Source organism: Caballeronia sp. HLA56 (assembly GCF_054655155.1).
In genome coordinates, this window is the sequence record NZ_BAAHOB010000005.1 from 1,163,385 (window position 1) to 1,181,137 (window position 17,753).

A 17,753-nucleotide genomic window follows, 5' to 3' on the forward strand; every position below is an offset into this window, starting at 1 on the left:
TTAACGTCCGGTAACAACGGATAAGCCCCGGTAACACGCGCGCCGCGTCGAAGAGGGCATGATTTGTCACAGTCGAAAGAACCTCACCTTGCAATTTCCGGGAAATGACCCAGCCGCTGTCACCTTTTGTCGTCAGTTCTCCATGGATTGCCGCTGCTTTAGTCGCAGCGGGGTCGCTCGCAGCATGCGCCGCGATCCTCTCAGCCTTGCTTCGCACGGGCTTGGCCTGGCGCCTCGCCACCGATATTCCGAACGAACGTTCGCTTCATAGTCGACCGACGCCGCGTGTCGGCGGATGGGGAATCGTTCCTGTTGCCGTCATCGCCATGCTGGTCGCCACGCCCACGCTGTGGCTTGCCGCGCTCTTGACCGCGGTGCTCGCGGCGGTATCGCAAATCGACGATCGTCGCGGCTTGCCCGCCCGCGTGCGCTTCGGCGCGCACGTGGCCGCCGTTGCGCTGCTCATCGCGCTGAATCCCGCGCCGGTGCCTTGGTGGGCGCTGGTTGCCGTCGGCTTCCTCATGGTCTGGCTCGTCAATCTCTACAACTTCATGGACGGCTCCGACGGCCTCGCAGGCGGCATGGCGCTATTCGGTTTCGGCGGTTACGCCGTCGCGGCGCTCTCCGGGCCCGTGCCGCAGATCGATCTAGGCGTCGCGAGCGCGGCGCTCGCCGGTGCCGCAGCGGGCTTCTTGCTATTCAATTTTCATCCAGCTAGGATTTTTCTGGGAGATTCGGGGTCGATTCCCTTAGGATTCTTGGCTGGAGCACTCGGATATTGGGGCTGGCTCAAGGGCACGTGGCCCGTTTGGTTTCCGGCGCTGGTGTTTTCGCCGTTCATCGGCGACGCGTCGGTGACGCTGCTCAAGCGTCTCGCGCGCGGAGAAAGGTTTTGGCAGGCACACCGGGAGCATTACTATCAACGCATGGTTCAAGCCGGCGCCGGCCACGCGCGGACGGCGCTTGCGTGGTATTTGCTGATGCTCGCGGGCGTCGTGCTCGCCATCTCGGCGCTCGCGTGGTCTCCCGCGAGCCAGTGGCTGGCGGTCGCAGTATGGGTGGTCGTTGTCGTGGCGGCAGGCTCAGTCGTCGATGTTTGCTGGCGCCGTCATCAAGCGCTTCACTCCGGACAACCTAGAGGTACACGCGGATGATTCGATACAAAGCTCCTTGGCTTTCCGCCGGAGCCTTCGCGTTCGATCTGTGCGCGGTTGCCGCGACATGGCTCGTCGCCTACATGATCCGCTTCAACGGCGCCGTGCCGCCCGAGTTTCAGCACGGCGCATTCATGGCGCTCATCTGGGTGCTGCCTGTCTACGGCGTCATGTTCCGCGTCTTCGGCCTCTATCGCGGCATGTGGGTGTTCGCGAGTCTGCCCGATCTGATGCGCATCTCGAAGTCGGTCGCCGTCGGCGCGCTCGTCGTCATGATCGGCGCGGTCATGGCGCAACCAACGCCCGTGATTCCTCGCTCGGTGCTGATCGTCGAGCCGCTGTTGCTGTTTCTCGCAATGGGCGGCGCGCGCGCGCTCTATCGTGCGACCAAGGAGTTCTATCTCTATGGCGGGCTCGTCGGGCAGGGCAAGCCTGTGATCGTACTCGGCGCGGGCACTGCGGGCGCCATGCTGGCGCGTGAACTTGCGCGTTCGAGCGAATGGCGTCTGGTCGGCCTGCTCGATGACGATCGCTCGAAGCAAGGCCGCGAAGTGCTCGGCCACAAGGTGCTCGGAAGTTTCGGCGACTTGCAGCAGGTCGCGGAGCAATACAAGACCGATTACGCCATCATCGCGATTCCCTCGGCATCGGCGGAAGAGCAGCGTCGCGTCGCCACGCTGTGCGTGCGCGCGGGCGTGAAGGTCATGGTGCTGCCCGCGCTCAGTCAATTGACGCAAGGCGAGGGCGGTTTCCTGTCGCGCGTGCGGCAGATCGATCTCGAGGATTTGCTCGGCCGCGAGCCCGTCAAAATCGACATGCCGCACGTCGAACAGTTGCTGCACGGTCGTGTGGTGATGGTGACGGGCGCGGGCGGTTCTATCGGCTCGGAACTCTGCCGGCAGATTCTGCGTTTCTCGCCGGCGCAACTCGTCGCCTACGATCTGAGCGAATACGCGATGTATCGCCTGATCGAGGAGTTGCACGAGAAATTCACGGATTGCTCGGTGATTCCGGTCGTCGGCGACGCCAAGGATTCGCTGCTGCTCGATCAGACCATGGCGCGCTTTGCGCCGCATATCGTGTTTCATGCGGCCGCCTACAAGCACGTGCCGCTGATGGAAGAGCAGAACGCCTGGCAAGCCGTGCGCAATAACGTGCTCGGCACGCTGCGCGTCGCGCGCGCGGCGATTCGCCATGACGTGCGCCACTTCGTGTTGATTTCCACCGACAAGGCCGTTAACCCGACCAACGTGATGGGCGCCAGCAAGCGGCTCGCCGAGATGGCGTGTCAGGCCTTGCAGCAGGCCGCGCCGCACACGCAGTTCGAGACGGTGCGCTTCGGCAATGTGCTCGGCAGCGCGGGCAGCGTGATCCCCAAGTTCCAGCAGCAGATTGCGAAGGGCGGCCCGGTCACGGTGACGCATCCGGAAATCACGCGCTTCTTCATGACCATTCCCGAAGCCGCGCAACTCGTGTTGCAGGCATCGAGCATGGGACGTGGCGGCGAGATTTTCATTCTGGATATGGGTCAGCCCGTGAAGATCGTCGATCTGGCGCGCGATCTGATCCGGCTCTACGGTTACAGCGAAGAACAGATTCGCATCGTGTTCACCGGCTTGCGGCCGGGCGAGAAGCTTTACGAGGAACTACTCGCCGACGACGAAACCACCACGCGCACGCCGCATCCCAAACTGCGGATCGCGCAGGCGCGAGGCGTGCCCGAAAACTTCATCGACGAATTGTTGCCGTGGCTCATGCAGCATCGCGTGCTCGCGGATGACGAAGTACGGCGCGATCTGCGTCGCTGGGTGCCGGAGTATCAGACGGTGACCAACCCCACGCTGCAAAGCGTGCCGGTTGCGAAAGTGGCGAAAGTGGCCAACGAGCGCGGCACGTCGCGCTGACGGAGCCAACAGCGCATGACGACTTTCGATGAAGTCCATGCGCTGACCCATGCGGGTTCGTTGTTATCGAGGCACGGCGAGATCGTCGCGTCCTACGATCTCGAAGCCACCGGTAGCGATGCCTCCGGCTTCAAGTCATTACACGACGCGCGGCGCGACATTCTCTGCGCCGTCTCCACGCCCTTCACGGCGAACTATGCAGCCGCGCGCCGCGTTCATCTCATCAACGCGTTCGGTGTGACGCTGGGCGATTCGATCATCGGCCTGTCCGCGCTCTTCGCGATCAAGCGACGCTGGCCGCATCTCACGTTTACGACTTATCGGCCGGCTCATGCGCCAGGCTACGTGAAGCGCTTGTATGAACTGGCCGCGCCGCTCGTCGGGGGCGATGTGATCGATCTGCCGGTGCCGCTCGCAAGCCTGCCCGCCGATGAACCGAAGATCGACCTCGGCAATCATCTCTTCTGGCCGAGCTTCGCCTCGATGCCGATGATCGATTTCTTCATCCGCGCGTTAGGCGTGGACCCGCTAAGCGTAGCGCCGGAAGACAAGCGCAATCGCTGGCTGCGTGATCTGGCCTTGCCCTTGCCCGCGCGTCACGCAGACGACGCGGCGTATGTGCTGTTCTGTCCCAACGCGAGCACGCCAGTGCGCAGCGTGCCGCAGGCGGCGCGTGGGCGCATCGTCGCACGTCTGTGGGACGAATTCGGCTTGCCCGTGTATGGCTTCGGCGCGATCGATCACCCGCACTATCGCGACATCGCGGCGCATTCCAGGGATACGGCGGAATTCATCGCGTGGATCGGACACGCCTGTTATCTGGCGACGCCTGATACCGCCGCGCTGCATATCGCAGCGGGCTTCGACGTGCCGACGACGGCTTTCTTCACGACCATCGGCGCAGCGTTACGCTCGCGCGACTACGCCAACTGTCATGCAGTGGAGTTCGAACTGAGCGAGCTGCAAGGGATTCACGCGAGTGCCCGAGCGCAGGACCTTCGCGCGCTCGAACGTGTGTATGGCGCCTACGACTGGCGCACCATGCCGATCGTCACGACGGCGAGACCGTTTTGCCGCTCGCCTGAAACGCGGGCAAGCGTCCATAGAGCTCCGCCACCCAGTCGATGAAGACGCGCACGCGCCGCGGCTGATGCCGGTTCGCCGCATACAGCACCGACACCACGCGCGCATACGACGGATACTCGTTCAGCACTTCCACGAGCGCGCCGCTTTTCACATAAGGGTCGAGCGTGTAGCTCGAACTCTGGATGAGTCCGAGGCCCGAGACGCCGCACGCAATGTACGAATCGCCGTCGTTCACCGCGATCTTGTGCTTCATCGCGATGGTGCGCGTTTCGTTATCGACGACGAATTCCCAGTTGCGCACGCGCCCCGACTTGTTGAGCACGTAGCCGACCGCGAGATGCTGTTCGAGATCGTCGAGCGTGCGCGGCGTGCCGTACTTCTCGAGATAGCCGGGCGATGCGCACGTGATCTGCGAATACGCGCCAATGCGCTTGGCCACGAGGCCGACATCGCCGACCGCGCCGACGCGCACCACGCAATCCACGGCTTCCTCGACGAGATCGACCGAGCGGTCCGTCAAAAGCAATTCGACGCCGATATCCGGATAGGCCGCGAAGAATTCCGGCAAGGCGGGAATGATGGTGCTCTTCGCCATGACCTGCGGCAGGCTGACCTTGACGTTGCCCTTGGGACTGAGCTTCGAATGCGAGAGCGACGCTTCCATGTCGTCGATCTCGCCCAGCACGCGCACGCAGCGATCGTAGTAAGCCTCGCCGTCTTCGGTGATGCTGATGCTGCGTGTGGTGCGATTGATGAGGCGTGCGCCGAGATGCGCTTCGAGCGCTTGCAGCGTGCGCGATACGCTCGCGGGCGGCAGGCGCAGCGCATCGGCGGCCTTGGAGAAGCTGCCCGCCTCGACGACGCGCGCAAAGACCTTCATGGCGAGAAAGCGATCCATACTCGTCTGCAATCACGGCCGCGCGCGCAAAGATGCAGGCATGCACGGCGGTCGAACTGTTGATCAAGCGGGGATCATACTTTGGAACCCGCCAGCCGCGCAGCAACCGTGGCCGGCGCGCACGATCACGACAGTCCGAGTCCGCGGCACAGCCACCACGAGTAGTGTTCGATCATCCGCTGGAACGGCGCGTGATGACCGTAAGCGATCGAAGAGACGGCGAGCAGCCCGAGGCCCGCCACGAGCGCGCGCGGCATCTTGCGCGGCACGGCAAACACATGGCGCAACAACAGGAAGGCGATGAGGCCGCCGAGCAGCCAGCCAGCCACGACTTCGGCGGGCGTGTGCGCGTCCTGCAGAATACGACTTGCGCCGATCAGCGCCGCGAGCACGAGTCCCGCTGCCGCGCCCAGCAGATACCACGCTCTTCCGAGCCCGCCCGCGAGCAAGCCTGCGGCGACCGTATAGATCGATGCCGCGAGCATGGTGTGCCCGCTGATCATACGAAATTCGATGGCCGGCACTTCGAGGCCGCAGCCTGCATAGAGAATCTTCGAAAGGCCGACCAATCCCATGCCGGCCGTCAGCAGCACGGCCCAGCGAATGGCGAGCCGCATGTCCACCGAGCGCAACCACAGTGCGCAAACGAGTGCGAGCGGCAAAAGAAGCGCCGCGTCGCCGAGATTGGAAAAAATCCAGAGTATTTTCGTTTCCATGCTTTTTTCGTTACCCCGTCCTGGCGCGCATCGGTCCATGCGCTGTTTAAGCTTATGTCGCCATAAAGTCTATGTCGTGTCGGCCGCTTGCTTGCGCCGTCCCGCCATGCGGTATTCCGTCGGCGAGATAGACAGCCGCTTGCGAAAGATCTTCGCGAGGCCGTCGCCACTGCCCGCGCCGCATCGGCGCGCAATCTTGTCCACCGGTAAATCCGTTCCCGCAAGAAGCATGCAACTCGCGTCCAGTCGCGCGCGCAAGAGATACTCAGAAGGCGTGAGCCCGATTTGCGCCTTGAAGCGGCGCAGGAAGTTGCGTTCGCTCATGGCCGCGACGCGCGCCGCATCGGTGATCGAAATCGGCTTCACGTAGTTCTCGCGCATCCAGCGCGCGGCTGCGTCGATCTTCTGGCGCACGCCGCCGCTGTCGGTGTCTTCCAGCACGGTTGCCAGCTTATGCCACGCGCCCGGCAGCGTGCGCTCCGACACTTCGCGCGCTACCGCCGCGCCGTGATCGCGCTTGATGATGGACAACGCCGCCGCGATCGGGCCTTTAGGATCGTCCAGCGTAAGCGTTTGTTCCGCGATGAAAAGTGCGTTCGACAACGCAGGCGACAAGGCCGAGGACAACGCGTCCTGCGCGGGTTCATCGCCGAAATCGAGCGAACGGTTCTGCAGCGTGAGATTCGCCGCCGCCAGAATGTGCGCGCCTTCGCCGATAGCCTTGATGAACGGGATCTTCGGTGCGATACGCCCAAGGCGTTTGCGCAACATGACGTCGTGCCGCGCGTGCCGCGCGCCTTCGCCGCCCGCGATGAAAAGGGCATCGCACTCGTTCATCCAGCGGTTTTCGAGGCTTTCGCTCCAGATGCGCATGGAACAGCTGCTCGCCACGCTCCCGCCTTCACTGGACACGAACATCAGCGAATAGTTCGGCGCCGCAGCGTTCGAGCCCGCATGAGCAGGCAGGCGAACCTGGTTGGCAAGCGAAAAGACTTCGGAAATAGAACTGACTTCGACGAGCGAGAAGTCCTCGAAGATCAGAATGCCGATTCGCTTCGCCATGCTGGCCACATCGGCGGGCGGCGCGTCGGTTTCGGGCGAGCGCACGACCTGCAGCCGGCCCATACCGTTGGCATATACCATCGACTTTCTCCTGTTCATCCCCTGTGTCGTAATCTCCCTGGTGGAGCGAAAAGCAGAGGGAAAACCAAGCTATATGCGTGGCACTATACGCGGCAGGCAGCAAACGCCGTTGCCATCGTCGGATAATGGCGAACTGTTGGCAGATGATTTCGATATTCGGACGATAAGCTGGCATCACTCATGTCGTCTGATGAAATCGGGCGATTGATTCCACTACATATCCCACAACAAGAGGCGGCCGCGAACGCTCCAAGACGCGTCGCAACGCCTCGTGCAACCGACAACCGAGGTGAGCCGATGCTCAAGGTACGCAAGGCGGTATTCCCAGTAGCCGGTCTCGGCACGCGCTTCCTGCCCGCAACGAAGGCGAGTCCGAAGGAAATGCTGCCCGTCGTGGACAAGCCGCTGATTCAGTACGCGGTCGAAGAAGCGATGGCCGCTGGCATCACGGAGATGATCTTCGTGACCGGGCGCAGCAAGCGCGCAATCGAAGACCACTTCGACAAGTCCTATGAAGTCGAAGCCGAACTCGAAGCGCGCGGCAAGGACAAGCTGCTCGAACTCGTGCGCGGCATCTTGCCGAGCCATGTCACCTGCATGTACGTGCGTCAGGCCGAAGCGCTCGGTCTCGGTCACGCCGTGTTGTGCGCGGAAAAGCTCGTCGGCGGCGAACCGTTCGCGGTCGTGCTCGCGGACGACCTGCTCGACGGCAAGCCGCCCGTGCTCTCGCAAATGGTCGATGTGTTCGACCACTATCATTCGTCGGTGATCGGCGTCGAGGAGATCGACCGCAAGGATTCGCGCTCGTATGGCGTGATCGAGGGCAAGCCCTGGGACGACGGTCTCTTCAAGCTCTCGCGCGTGGTCGAAAAGCCGGAACCGGCGCTTGCGCCTTCGAACTTCGGCGTGGTCGGCCGCTATGTGCTGATGCCGCGCGTGTTCGACTTCCTGCGTCAGCAGAAGCCGGGCGCAGGCGGCGAGATTCAACTGACGGACGCCATTGCCGCGTTGCTCGAACAGGAACAGGTGCTCGCGTATCGCTATCACGGCAAGCGTTTCGACTGTGGCAGCAAGCTCGGCTATCTGAAGGCGACGGTCGAATTCGCCCTGCGTCATCCGGAAGTGCGCGATGAATTCGCCGCCTACCTGAACGCGCATTTCGGCAAGCTGGAAGCGGCGCAAGCAGAAGAAGTCCGCACCGATGTGGATGTCGACGACACGAGCGAAGACTCCACGGTCATCGCCTGAAGCATCATCTGTTTCGGTTCGATGAGAACGGCGCGCAGCGATGCGCGCCGTTTTTTTTTGCTGCACGGCTTAGCGGAAGTAAGCCTTCGTGTTCTCGTGCACGTCTTCGCGTGCGAGCAGTTCATCGGGCAGCAGCCATCGATAATCGCTGTGCTGATCGAAGCGGCCGATGGGCACCGTGCCGCTCAGGTTCATCGCGTAGGCAAGCACGATGTAGTGCGTGCCGAAGCCGGGCTCGCCGGCGAAGTTATCGTCGTAGCGATGCTCGAACACGCCATAAAAGCGCGAGGACGAACGCTCGACGCTCGCCACGCCCAGTTCGTTACTGACGACGCGCTTGAACGCGGCATCGAGCGATTCGTCCTTGTCCACGCGCCCGCCCGGCACGAACCACGTGCCCTGTGCGGGTCGATTGCGGCGATGACCGACCAGAACCCGGCGGTTGCCGTCGGTCACGATCAGGTCGATCGAAATGAGCGGCGTGAGCCGGACCACCGTCATGAAATCGTCCACGTTCAGCATTGCTGCTCCATTGGTCTTTGCTTTTAATCGTTATGGATGCTGCTCGCGCGATATGCACGGCGCGCGTTCAGTGTAGCGCGCGAATTCTCGCGACAGGCATGCACGACACTGGCGAAAAGCGCCGAAAGATCGTCCACGTGTGCCACGCGTTTTTTCGCTCGCCAAGGGCTCATTGACCCGTGTATCCGGCGGGCTTCGTGACGTTGGCGCGCATGGCATCGGCGTTATCGGAGACGACGTATATGGGCGCCTCGGTCAGCACGAGCGGCAGGCGTCCGTCGCTGTACTTCATGGCCGATGCATTGCCCATCATGTCGAATACCGTCACCGTGCCGGACTTCGCGGGCGCATCGACGATGAGGCTGTAGTTCGCTCCATGCGACGCATCGAAGCCCTTCGGTCCCGGCCATACCGCATTGCTATGGGTCCAGAGCGCGGTGACCACCTTGCCGCCGTTCAGCCGCTGGAACGCGTAGGCATAGACGCCTTTGGGCGTGCCGTTCACATAGCCGAGTGTGGTCGTGCCGTCGATAAGACGCGTCATGGCGGCCACGGCCATCGCGGCGGGCTTCGGGCTGATCTGCGTCTGCCCGTAGCCGCCTTGCGCATTCACGAGATCGAAGAACACGCCATAGCCCACCTCGGGCGGATCGGCGGAATAGAACACGAAGCTCACGTCCGCGCCTTCGCCAAGCAATATCAGATGCGCGCGCGCCGTCACCGCGCCTTGTGCATAGAGCACGTTCCAGTTCGGCGTCGCCGGGCCGTACTTCGTGTTCAGGTCGTAGCTGATACCTGTCTCGGTGACGAAGAGCTTTGCGCCCGGCTTCACGACTTCGGTCATCGTGCGGCGCAGCTCGCGCATCGCGGCGGGCATCGCTTTCGATACGGTGGAAGCGTCGGCATCGAAACGTTCCGGCGGGTGCGACGGCGACGTGCCCACGTCGTAATAACCATGCGCGCTCACGCCATCCAGATACTTGCCGATGCCAAGCGGCGCCAGACGCTTGAGCCACGTCGTGTTTGAAGCCAGATTCGACAGCGTCAGGCCCATTACGACGGCGTTGGGGTCGCCCGCGTGAATGGCCTCGGCGGTGGCCTTGTACATCGCGACGAGATTGGCGTCCGTGTCGCGCCAGGGCAGACCGCCTTCGTAGTCCGGTTCCCAAGTGACCTGGTAGTAGTTGTGCGCTTGCTGCGGGAACCAGCGCTTTCTCACCGCATTCGATTCCACGCCGACACGTTTCATGTAGGCGCTGTATGCATCGAGCGAGGAAGGCGCGTAGCTGTGCGTGCGCTCGTGCGTGGGGCTCGCCCATGCGGGAATGCCATCGAGCTGGATGAGGCGCAGCAGATCGCCCGGCTTGAAGTAGGGCGCGAGGTTGTCCGCAGCCGCGTTGAAGGTGTTCGGGCCTTTTTCCTCGGTCATGTACCAGTTGCGGTTGTCGTTGACCCAGGTGAGACCTAGCTCGGGATAGAGCGGACGATAACCGTCGCCGGAACAGCAGCTTTGACCCGGCTTGAGATACGCCGCGCCTTGTCCGCCGAAGCGATGCTGATCCGGATGCTCGAACGCCACGGGCGGCAGCGCCGGAGCCACCACCGGCAGCACACCGAACGTGGCGATGCCGGTGGGCCGCGTGCCGCGCGTTGGCAACGCGCTCTTACCCGACTTGAGCGATGCGCTCACCGCGAAGTAACCCGCCGCCTCCGACGTGCAGACGATCGTAGTAGTCGCGGGGCGCGCATCGACGGCAAACTGGCCGCTCGCCTTGACCGTGTTCCATGCGTCGCGGATCTGCCATGTGACGGTATCGGCGCCCTTGGCGCGCGTGGTGATGGCCACGCGCACCGGCGTCTTCAGCGCGAACATGCGCGTGCCGTCGCTGCCGGGCGTGTCCGCTTCGAGCTTATCGCCGCTCACTGACGCCGTTACGGGCGGTGTCGGCGCGCTGCAGCGAAGCGGCGGGGTATCGGCAAGAGCGGTTTGTTGTTCGGCCGCGGCGGACTGCGCGCGGGGCGCTGCCGTCTTGGTCGTGCTCGCATACCAGCAATGTTTTTCGACGCCGGGAGCGGGGTCGTCGAAGGCGCTGTTGTCGCAGCGTGCGCTGCCCGTGAAGGTCTTGATCGCGTGTTGCGCGGGCGTGCCGTACAGCACGCGCGTGGCGCCTTCGAATGTGCAGACGCCGTATTCGGCGGCGCAGGAAATCCACGCGGCGCCGTCGATGATCACCGCGCTGGCGGCAGGCGCCGCTTCCTCGGACGTGGCGTCGTCGCAGCCGGTCATCGACGCAAGGAAGGCGAGCGCAAACGCGAGGCAGCCAACGCGAAGGGCGGTGAAGCGAGGTGCGAGTGGTCCGTTCATCGTTCGCGTGACCTTGGCCGTATGGGAGATATGAGGAGCAAGCCGTGACGCCAAGCGCCGCCGATGCTACGAAACTGAAACGTTTCTCGCGCGCGCGTGGTGCCGCTCGCAAGCGATGATGCCGTCCACTTCTTCATCCGCTGCGTGCGCGCGCGCACGTGCAAGCCCGCTTCGTCCGATGAATACAGGCCACCGGCGTGCGATAGCAGCTTCATCGTGTCGAAAAGACCGATCTTCGAGCACGACCGCGCGCTTATCAGGAGTGAAACACCCAAGGCGTTCCAAATCGTAACGAAGGTCCCGGCCGGCGCGGAAAAGTTGACCGCCGGCGCGGGACCCGGTGCGAAGAATTCGCTGATCAGTCAAATACGCGATTACGCCCATTAATTGTGAATCAGGCATTGCAGATTACAGATTCTTTCAATCGGTCATTCAAAAAAGGGGCTCAGAACAGAAACCGCCGCAAATGACTAATCATTGGCGGATAAGCACGCTGCGCACGTCTAACGTGCACGGTGGTTTGCGGCGAAACGCGGCCTTGCAATGCAGCAGGATAGGTCTTAGGAAATCTTTCAAAAGTTAATTAAATTCGGCTTTTGATTCCCGCGTCCAAAGCGTTTTTGATAATCCGAATTGGCGCGCTCATATAATCCAGGAAATATTATTAGCGTTCCAAAACTTATCTAATTCGAGACAGCTAATTAATCAATTGGAGAATAGGCGCCGGATCGAGGATTAACCAAAAATTTCCGATTCCGATGAAACGTCTGAACAGTCGCCAAGCATGCGATGTTGCACGGATGAATCAGTTTCGACGCTTTCCCGACGAGGGCGCAATCGTCTGTGAGCCGCACAGGGCCGTACGCTAGGGCTTGGCGGGAGTTTCTAAAGCGGTTTCTACGATACGCGAATTCTTTTCAAGCCGGCGCTTTGCATAAAGTTTGTATGATGAATCGCGGTATTTGTTTCATCAGTCTTTGGACGATTGCGCTAAAAGAATTTGGGGATAGATATCAATGTGCGGTCACCCTCACAACCGAACAGATTTTGTGGTTTAAGAGCGAAAATCCGCACCACAAAAAACTTTGTCTGCTTATTATTCACACCAACGGATCGATTCCGCCAACCTCTCGTTCCCATCGGTCACGACAACCCGGCGCAGTTCGGGAAAGTCCTTGATGCAATGCAATGGCCGAGAACGCAAGCCGTACTCCTGGAACAAAAAAGCAGCAGAGGATGACCATGCCTTACGCCACTCTCGAACCCGCAGTGATGGGTTGGATGCCGCCCGCGACGAGACCGTCTCAGACCGAGGTGAAACGCATCGCGATTTTGCTGTTCGACGGATTTTCGCTCCTCGGCGCGGGAATCGTCGCGGAAGTTTTTCACATGGCGAACGAACTGTCGTCGGTGAAAGCGAAGGCCGACTGCAAGTACGACGTGCGCTTTCTCTCGGTGGAGGGCGGCAACGTCGCGTGCTCGTCGTCGGTGCGCGTCTGGACCGACGGTCTCGATGCTCGTCACTACGGCGGTTTCGATGCGCTCTTCGTGGCCGGCGGTCGCGGCGCGGATGAAGCGGCCCGCGACGACCGCATCATCGAATGGGTGCGCCGCGTGAATTCGAAGACCACCGTCGTCAAGGCGATCTCCGAAGGCCGCAAGGTGCTGGAAGCCGCGGGTATCGGCAGCGTGCATCCGGGCCTCAACGACCCGCAGGCGCGCTACGGCAACAGCATGATCCACCTCGTGCGCGACGAACCGTCCGCCGATGGCGGCGATCGCTACGAATCGATGAAGGGCGCGCTCCTGCTTGTCAAGCGCGACCTCGGGCTGGACATCTCGCGCAACGTGGCCGAACGCCTGATGCCGGGGTCCGCCGCCAAGCTCGTGTCCATCCTGGGCGACAGCGGCGCGGCATCCGCGGGCGACAAGATTCGCGCGGCGGCGCGCTGGCTCCAGGACAACTGCGAGCGGCCGATCTCCGTCGTCGATGCGGCTCAGGTCGCCGCGATGAGCGAACGCAACTTTCTGCGCCGCTTCAAGATCGAGATGGGCATCACGCCTTCCGATTATCTGTTGCAGGCACGCCTCGCCGTGACCTGCGCGCTGCTCACCGACTCGGAACTGCCGGTGGACAAGATCGCGCGCAGAAGCGGCATGGGCAACGGCGACCGCCTCGCCAAGATTTTTCGCAAGCGCCTTCTGATCTCTCCGACCGAATATCGGATGCAGAGCCGGCGCGAAGCTAACGGTTGATCCACGCGGACTGGACGCCGGTTCGACAGACCCCGCCTTCTGTGGGGTAGCGGACAAGGATGGCGTTTAGCGTCGAACATTTGGCCGGACCAGATTGGTCCGGGACTCAATCATTCTCGGGCGGCAGATGCTGCGCGTTCGAACTTGCAGGCAGGAGTCCTGATATGAGCAATGATGCACGCACGGAAAGCGAAGTGACGGTGAACGCAGCGAACGCAGAAGCGTCTTCGGCCACGACGGCCGAGGCATGCCGGCGCCTGGTGCCCGTCATTCTCGCCGGCGGCTCGGGCACGCGCCTGTGGCCGATGTCCCGCGAGCAATTCCCGAAGCAACTGATCGGCATCGTTGGCCGCGATTCGCTTTTGCAAGCCACGGTCGGACGCCTCAAGGGCTTCTCCGGCAACTTCAAGGTCGAAGCCGATCCGATCATCGTGTGCGGTGAAGAGCATCGCTTCACGACGGAAGAGCAGACCCGCGAAAGCGGCGTGAACGCACGCATCATCGTCGAACCGGCACGCCGCGACACGGCGCCCGCGCTCACGCTCGCCGCGCTGCAAGCCGTGAAGGGCGGTCAGGACGCGATCATGGTGGCGATGCCCGCCGATCACTCCATCGCCGATTTGCCGGCGCTGCATCGCGCAATCGCGATTGCCGCCGAACACGCTGAGCGCGGCGTGATCGCCACGCTCGGTATTCCGCCGACGCGCCCGGATACGGGCTTCGGTTATATCCGTATCGGTCAGGCGCTCGAAGACGGCGCGCATCAGATCGACCGCTTCGTCGAAAAGCCCGCCGCCGAACTCGCCGCGCAATACGTCGCCGCGGGCACGTACTGGTGGAACAGCGGCATCTTCGTCGTGCGCGCCAGTGTCTGGCTCGCCGCGCTCGAGAAGCTCAACATCGACATGCACTCGGCCTGCTGCGCCGCGATTTCGGAAGGAAAGGACGACGGCAAGTTCATCCGTCCGCAGGCCGCGCAATTCGGCCGCGCGCCGTCCGATTCGATCGACTACGCGGTCATGGAACACATCGGCACGCCGAGCGCGCCGTGCGAAGGCGTGGTGGTGCCGCTCGTCGCGGGCTGGTCGGATCTCGGTTCGTGGGACGCCGTGTGGGACGCGATGGACAAGGACGACTCGGGCAACGTGGCAAGCGGCCGCGTGGTGTTCGAAGGCGCGACCTCGAGCTACGCGCGCTCCGAGGGCGGCCGTCTCGTGGCCTGCGTCGGCACGACCAACATCATCGTCGTGGAAACGGATGACGCCGTGCTCGTGGCCGACCGTTCCCGCGTGCAGGACATCAAGGGTCTCGTCGCGCGTATCCGCGAGCAGCATGCGCCGGAAGCCGACACTCACCGCAAGGTGCGCCGTCCGTGGGGCTTCTACGACTCCATCGAACATGGCGAGCGGTTCCAGGTGAAGCGCATCGTCGTGACGCCGGGCGCGCAGCTCTCGTTGCAGATGCATCACCATCGCGCGGAGCACTGGATCGTCGTGAGCGGCACGGCACTCGTCACGCGTGGCGAAGAGCAGTTCCTGCTCTCGGAAAACGAATCGACCTTCATTCCGCTCGGCGTGCGTCACCGTCTGGAAAACCCGGGCAAGGTACCGCTCGAAATGATCGAAGTGCAGTCCGGCAGTTATCTCGGCGAAGACGACATCGTGCGCTTCGACGATACGTATGGCCGCAGCTGATCGACGGCGCATACGAACAAGGCAGTCTTCTTTGCAGCGGTAACCAACGACATAAAGACCGTTACGCGAAGGGAGGACAAAAGAGGCAGGTGGTGTCAGGCAACAAGCGATTGCGTTCGGGGGAATGACATGCGCGATTTACAAGGATTGCTGGCGCGTCTTTTTGACGTGGCCATGATCGTCGGCGGCGCCGCTGTGGCGTCGCAGATCCGGTTCGAGTACATAGAGGCACACGCCTATTCGGTGGCGTTCGTCGCCTTTGCGGCGGCTTTCTCGCTCGCGCTGTTTCCCGGCTTCGGCGTGTACGAATCGTGGCGCGGCCGTAGCAAGCTCATGCTCGCGTGCCAGGTCTCACTGGGCTGGCTCGTCGTGCAGGGCTGCGCACTTGCGCTGATGTTCTCGCTGCATCGCCTCGACTACGTCTCGCGCCTCTGGTTCGCCTACTGGACCGCGATGTCCGGCGCGCTTCTGATCGCCGGCCGTCTGCTCACCCATGCGGTCCTCGCCAATGTACGCAACGCCGGTCTCAACCTGCACCAGGTGGCGATCGTCGGTTGCGGCAAGCATTGCGATTCCATCGTTAGAAAGATCGACCGCACGACCGACGCCGGCTTTCGCGCCAGCGCCGCGTTCAACGCAACGCCCGGTCAGGGCCGTCTCAACACGCGCGTTCCGGTGTACGAAGACTTCGACGCGTTCGTCGACTACGTGCGTACCCAGAACGTGCATGAAGTCTGGCTCGCCTTGCCGCTCTCGGAAGAACGCACCATCCTTCGTTTCGTGAACGAGTTCCGCAACGACCTCGTCAACGTGCGTTTCATTCCCGACGTGCGCAGCCTCGCGCTCTTCGAAAGCGGTGTGACGGATCTGCTCGGCGAACCCGCCATCAATCTCGTCGCCTCGCCGTTGTCGCCCAGCGCGCTTCTGCAGAAAGAACTCTTCGACCGCGCCTTCGCGCTTGCCGCGATCATCGCCGTCGCTCCCTTGCTGATTGCCTGCGCCATCGCCGTGAAGCTGTCTTCGCGCGGTCCGGTGCTCTTCACGCAACGCCGTAAAGGCGCGGATGGCCGCGTCTTCAACATCTACAAGTTCCGTTCGATGCGCATGCACACGGAACAGGCCGGAGTGCTTCGTCAGGCCACGCGCAATGATCCGCGCGTGACTCGTGTCGGAGCGTTCCTGCGCCGTACCAGCCTCGATGAGCTGCCGCAGTTCTTCAACGTTCTGCGCGGCGACATGTCGGTCGTGGGCCCGCGTCCGCACGCACTCGAACATGACGACCTTTATCAAAAGGTCGTGTCGGGGTACATCCATCGTTACCGGATCAAGCCGGGCATCACCGGCTGGGCCCAGGTCAACGGCTTTCGCGGGGAAACCGACCGCATCGAAAAAATGGAAGGACGCGTCGCTCATGACTTGTACTACCTCGGTAATTGGTCGTTCGGACTCGATATGAGAATCATCGCCGCTACGATCTTCAAGGGACTACGCCACACCAACGCTTACTGATGCAGGGGACGACCTACATGCACAACCAACAACAACCAGGCAGCATCTCCATGGCCGCCAATATCCAAATGTCGAAGTCGTCGGGCTTCCGGCTCAGCAGCCTTGCGGCGGCAGCCACGCTTTGCGTCGTGATGGCAGGCTGCGGTCTCGCACCGGGTATGAAGATGGAGAAGCCCGCGGCTCTCGTCGAGACTTCGACGGACCAGGGCGACCCGGCAACCACGGTCAACATTCCGATCACGCCGATCGATCTCTCGCTCGTGCGCAAGTTGAAGGCCGCGCAACCGTCGGCCACCGACGATCCGAACGCGAGCCTCTATGGCAAGGCGACGCCGTACAAGCTCGGCGTGGGCGACGTGCTGCAGATCACGGTATGGGATCACCCGGAACTCGTGGCCGCGCTCGGCCAACCGGCCCAGCAGACGCGTATCGCGGATGCCGCTCCCGGCTTTATCGTCGATGCCGACGGCAACTTGCAGTTCCCGTATGTGAACCGCACGCTGCACGTCGCGGGCAAGACGGAATCGCAAGTGCAGCGCGAGCTGTACTCGGAGTTGTCGAAGGTTTTCGTGAAGCCGCAGGTGACGGTGCGCGTGGCTTCGTTCCGCGCTTCGCAGGTGTATATCGACGGCGACGTGCGTACGCCAGGCTCGCAACAGATCAACGACATTCCGATGACGTTGACCGAGGCGATCGGACGCGCGGGCGGTTTCGCGACGACGGCGGACCAGAGCCGCGTCACGCTGATCCGCGATGGCGTCACGTATCACATCAACATGGCCAGCATGACCTCGAAGGGCCGCAGCCCGTCGGACATCATGCTCAAGCCGGGCGATGCGCTGCGTATCGATTCGCGCGACGAGAACGGCGTCTACGTGATGGGCGAAGTGACCAAGCCCGCCACCGTGATCCCGATGCGCAACGGCAAGCTGACCTTGTCCGACGCGATCTCGCAAGCCGGCAGCTTCAACGCCGAGACTTCGGATCCGAAGGAGCTGTATGTGATCCGCAATGGCCAGACCGATACGCCTGAAGTCTACAAGCTGGACGCGCGTTCGCCTGTGTCCATGCTGCTTGCGAACAGTTTCGAATTGCAACCGAAGGATGTCGTCTACGTGGATAACAACGGACTCGTCCGTTTCAGCCGCGTGCTTAACCTGTTGCTGCCGGCGATCAATGCAGGCCTGACCGCGGCCGTGATTACAAAGTAAGCCTCAAGACCGGTGCGCAGGGGCGCGCCGGTCCACCTTGTGCGACT

The 17,753-nt window shown here is 62.4% G+C and carries 14 protein-coding genes; 9 read left to right on the forward strand and 5 right to left on the reverse strand.

Annotation, left to right across the window (positions count from 1 at the left end; all coding sequences use genetic code 11):
• The first annotated feature begins 104 nt into the window (after positions 1-104).
• Genes ACYQ47_RS25030 through ACYQ47_RS25040 form a run of 3 tightly spaced genes read left to right on the forward strand, consistent with a single transcriptional unit; the run spans position 105 to position 4,186 of the window.
• Positions 105-1,154, forward strand: coding sequence for an MraY family glycosyltransferase (locus tag ACYQ47_RS25030; RefSeq protein WP_459907431.1), 1,050 nt, complete (start codon positions 105-107; stop codon positions 1,152-1,154).
• Positions 1,151-3,058, forward strand: coding sequence for a polysaccharide biosynthesis protein (locus ACYQ47_RS25035; RefSeq protein WP_459907433.1), 1,908 nt, complete (start codon positions 1,151-1,153; stop codon positions 3,056-3,058). The genes ACYQ47_RS25030 and ACYQ47_RS25035 overlap by 4 nt, the downstream gene beginning before the upstream one ends.
• Positions 3,059-3,073: 15 nt before the next feature.
• Positions 3,074-4,186 (forward strand): glycosyltransferase family 9 protein, encoded by a 1,113-nt coding sequence (locus tag ACYQ47_RS25040; protein WP_459907435.1) that lies wholly within the window; start codon positions 3,074-3,076, stop codon positions 4,184-4,186.
• Here ACYQ47_RS25040 and ACYQ47_RS25045 read toward each other — a convergent pair.
• The 3 genes from ACYQ47_RS25045 to ACYQ47_RS25055 form a co-directional block, all read right to left on the reverse strand.
• A complete protein-coding gene (locus ACYQ47_RS25045) occupies positions 4,110-5,042 on the reverse strand; it encodes a LysR family transcriptional regulator (protein ID WP_250465414.1) in 933 nt (310 codons plus the stop codon). The genes ACYQ47_RS25040 and ACYQ47_RS25045 overlap by 77 nt on opposite strands.
• Before the next feature lie 125 nt (positions 5,043-5,167).
• Entirely contained in the window at positions 5,168-5,758 is a 591-nt protein-coding gene (locus ACYQ47_RS25050; protein WP_244826057.1) for a phosphatase PAP2 family protein, read from the reverse strand.
• A gap of 69 nt (positions 5,759-5,827) precedes the next feature.
• Positions 5,828-6,901, reverse strand: coding sequence for a GlxA family transcriptional regulator (locus ACYQ47_RS25055; RefSeq protein ID WP_309844155.1), 1,074 nt, complete (start codon positions 6,899-6,901; stop codon positions 5,828-5,830).
• 297 nt (positions 6,902-7,198) lie between these two features.
• On the opposite strand from ACYQ47_RS25055, the gene galU reads away from it, so the two are divergent.
• Complete coding sequence (gene galU, locus ACYQ47_RS25060) at positions 7,199-8,149, forward strand: UTP--glucose-1-phosphate uridylyltransferase GalU (protein WP_244826053.1); 951 nt, start codon at positions 7,199-7,201, stop codon at positions 8,147-8,149.
• Positions 8,150-8,218: 69 nt separating this feature from the next.
• On the opposite strand, the gene ACYQ47_RS25065 is transcribed toward galU, so the two are convergent.
• Both ACYQ47_RS25065 and ACYQ47_RS25070 read right to left on the reverse strand, forming a co-directional pair.
• A complete protein-coding gene (locus ACYQ47_RS25065) occupies positions 8,219-8,671 on the reverse strand; it encodes a GDP-mannose mannosyl hydrolase (RefSeq protein WP_244826052.1) in 453 nt (150 codons plus the stop codon).
• A gap of 169 nt (positions 8,672-8,840) precedes the next feature.
• Entirely contained in the window at positions 8,841-11,036 is a 2,196-nt protein-coding gene (locus tag ACYQ47_RS25070; protein ID WP_459907439.1) for a hypothetical protein, read from the reverse strand.
• 96 nt (positions 11,037-11,132) lie between these two features.
• Here ACYQ47_RS25070 and ACYQ47_RS25075 point away from each other — a divergent pair, with 96 nt between their 5' ends.
• The 5 genes from ACYQ47_RS25075 to ACYQ47_RS25095 all read left to right on the forward strand — a co-directional run bounded on the left by ACYQ47_RS25075 (position 11,133) and on the right by ACYQ47_RS25095 (position 17,706).
• Entirely contained in the window at positions 11,133-11,423 is a 291-nt protein-coding gene (locus ACYQ47_RS25075; protein ID WP_459907441.1) for a hypothetical protein, read from the forward strand.
• A gap of 855 nt (positions 11,424-12,278) precedes the next feature.
• Entirely contained in the window at positions 12,279-13,292 is a 1,014-nt protein-coding gene (locus ACYQ47_RS25080) for a GlxA family transcriptional regulator (RefSeq protein ID WP_244826049.1), read from the forward strand.
• 164 nt (positions 13,293-13,456) lie between these two features.
• Complete coding sequence (locus ACYQ47_RS25085; RefSeq protein ID WP_244826048.1) at positions 13,457-14,986, forward strand: mannose-1-phosphate guanylyltransferase/mannose-6-phosphate isomerase; 1,530 nt, start codon at positions 13,457-13,459, stop codon at positions 14,984-14,986.
• A 129-nt stretch (positions 14,987-15,115) separates the two neighbouring features.
• Positions 15,116-16,495 (forward strand): undecaprenyl-phosphate glucose phosphotransferase, encoded by a 1,380-nt coding sequence (locus ACYQ47_RS25090; protein ID WP_250465406.1) that lies wholly within the window; start codon positions 15,116-15,118, stop codon positions 16,493-16,495.
• Between the two features lie 50 nt (positions 16,496-16,545).
• On the forward strand, positions 16,546-17,706 hold the full coding sequence (locus ACYQ47_RS25095; RefSeq protein WP_244826045.1) for a polysaccharide biosynthesis/export family protein: 1,161 nt from the start codon (positions 16,546-16,548) through the stop codon (positions 17,704-17,706).
• Positions 17,707-17,753: the final 47 nt, after the last annotated feature.

Excerpts from the sequence above, each read along its gene's own strand:
- ACYQ47_RS25030 (WP_459907431.1), top strand. The coding sequence starts at position 105 with ATGACCCAGCCGCTGTCACCTTTTGTCGTCAGTTCTCCATGGATTGCC.
- ACYQ47_RS25035 (WP_459907433.1), top strand. The coding sequence starts at position 1,151 with ATGATTCGATACAAAGCTCCTTGGCTTTCCGCCGGAGCCTTCGCGTTC.
- ACYQ47_RS25040 (WP_459907435.1), top strand. The coding sequence starts at position 3,074 with ATGACGACTTTCGATGAAGTCCATGCGCTGACCCATGCGGGTTCGTTG.
- ACYQ47_RS25045 (WP_250465414.1), bottom strand. The coding sequence starts at position 5,042 with ATGGATCGCTTTCTCGCCATGAAGGTCTTTGCGCGCGTCGTCGAGGCG.
- ACYQ47_RS25050 (WP_244826057.1), bottom strand. The coding sequence starts at position 5,758 with ATGGAAACGAAAATACTCTGGATTTTTTCCAATCTCGGCGACGCGGCG.
- ACYQ47_RS25055 (WP_309844155.1), bottom strand. The coding sequence starts at position 6,901 with ATGGTATATGCCAACGGTATGGGCCGGCTGCAGGTCGTGCGCTCGCCC.
- galU (WP_244826053.1), top strand. The coding sequence starts at position 7,199 with ATGCTCAAGGTACGCAAGGCGGTATTCCCAGTAGCCGGTCTCGGCACG.
- ACYQ47_RS25065 (WP_244826052.1), bottom strand. The coding sequence starts at position 8,671 with ATGCTGAACGTGGACGATTTCATGACGGTGGTCCGGCTCACGCCGCTC.
- ACYQ47_RS25070 (WP_459907439.1), bottom strand. The coding sequence starts at position 11,036 with ATGAACGGACCACTCGCACCTCGCTTCACCGCCCTTCGCGTTGGCTGC.
- ACYQ47_RS25080 (WP_244826049.1), top strand. The coding sequence starts at position 12,279 with ATGCCTTACGCCACTCTCGAACCCGCAGTGATGGGTTGGATGCCGCCC.
- ACYQ47_RS25085 (WP_244826048.1), top strand. The coding sequence starts at position 13,457 with ATGAGCAATGATGCACGCACGGAAAGCGAAGTGACGGTGAACGCAGCG.
- ACYQ47_RS25090 (WP_250465406.1), top strand. The coding sequence starts at position 15,116 with ATGCGCGATTTACAAGGATTGCTGGCGCGTCTTTTTGACGTGGCCATG.
- ACYQ47_RS25095 (WP_244826045.1), top strand. The coding sequence starts at position 16,546 with ATGGCCGCCAATATCCAAATGTCGAAGTCGTCGGGCTTCCGGCTCAGC.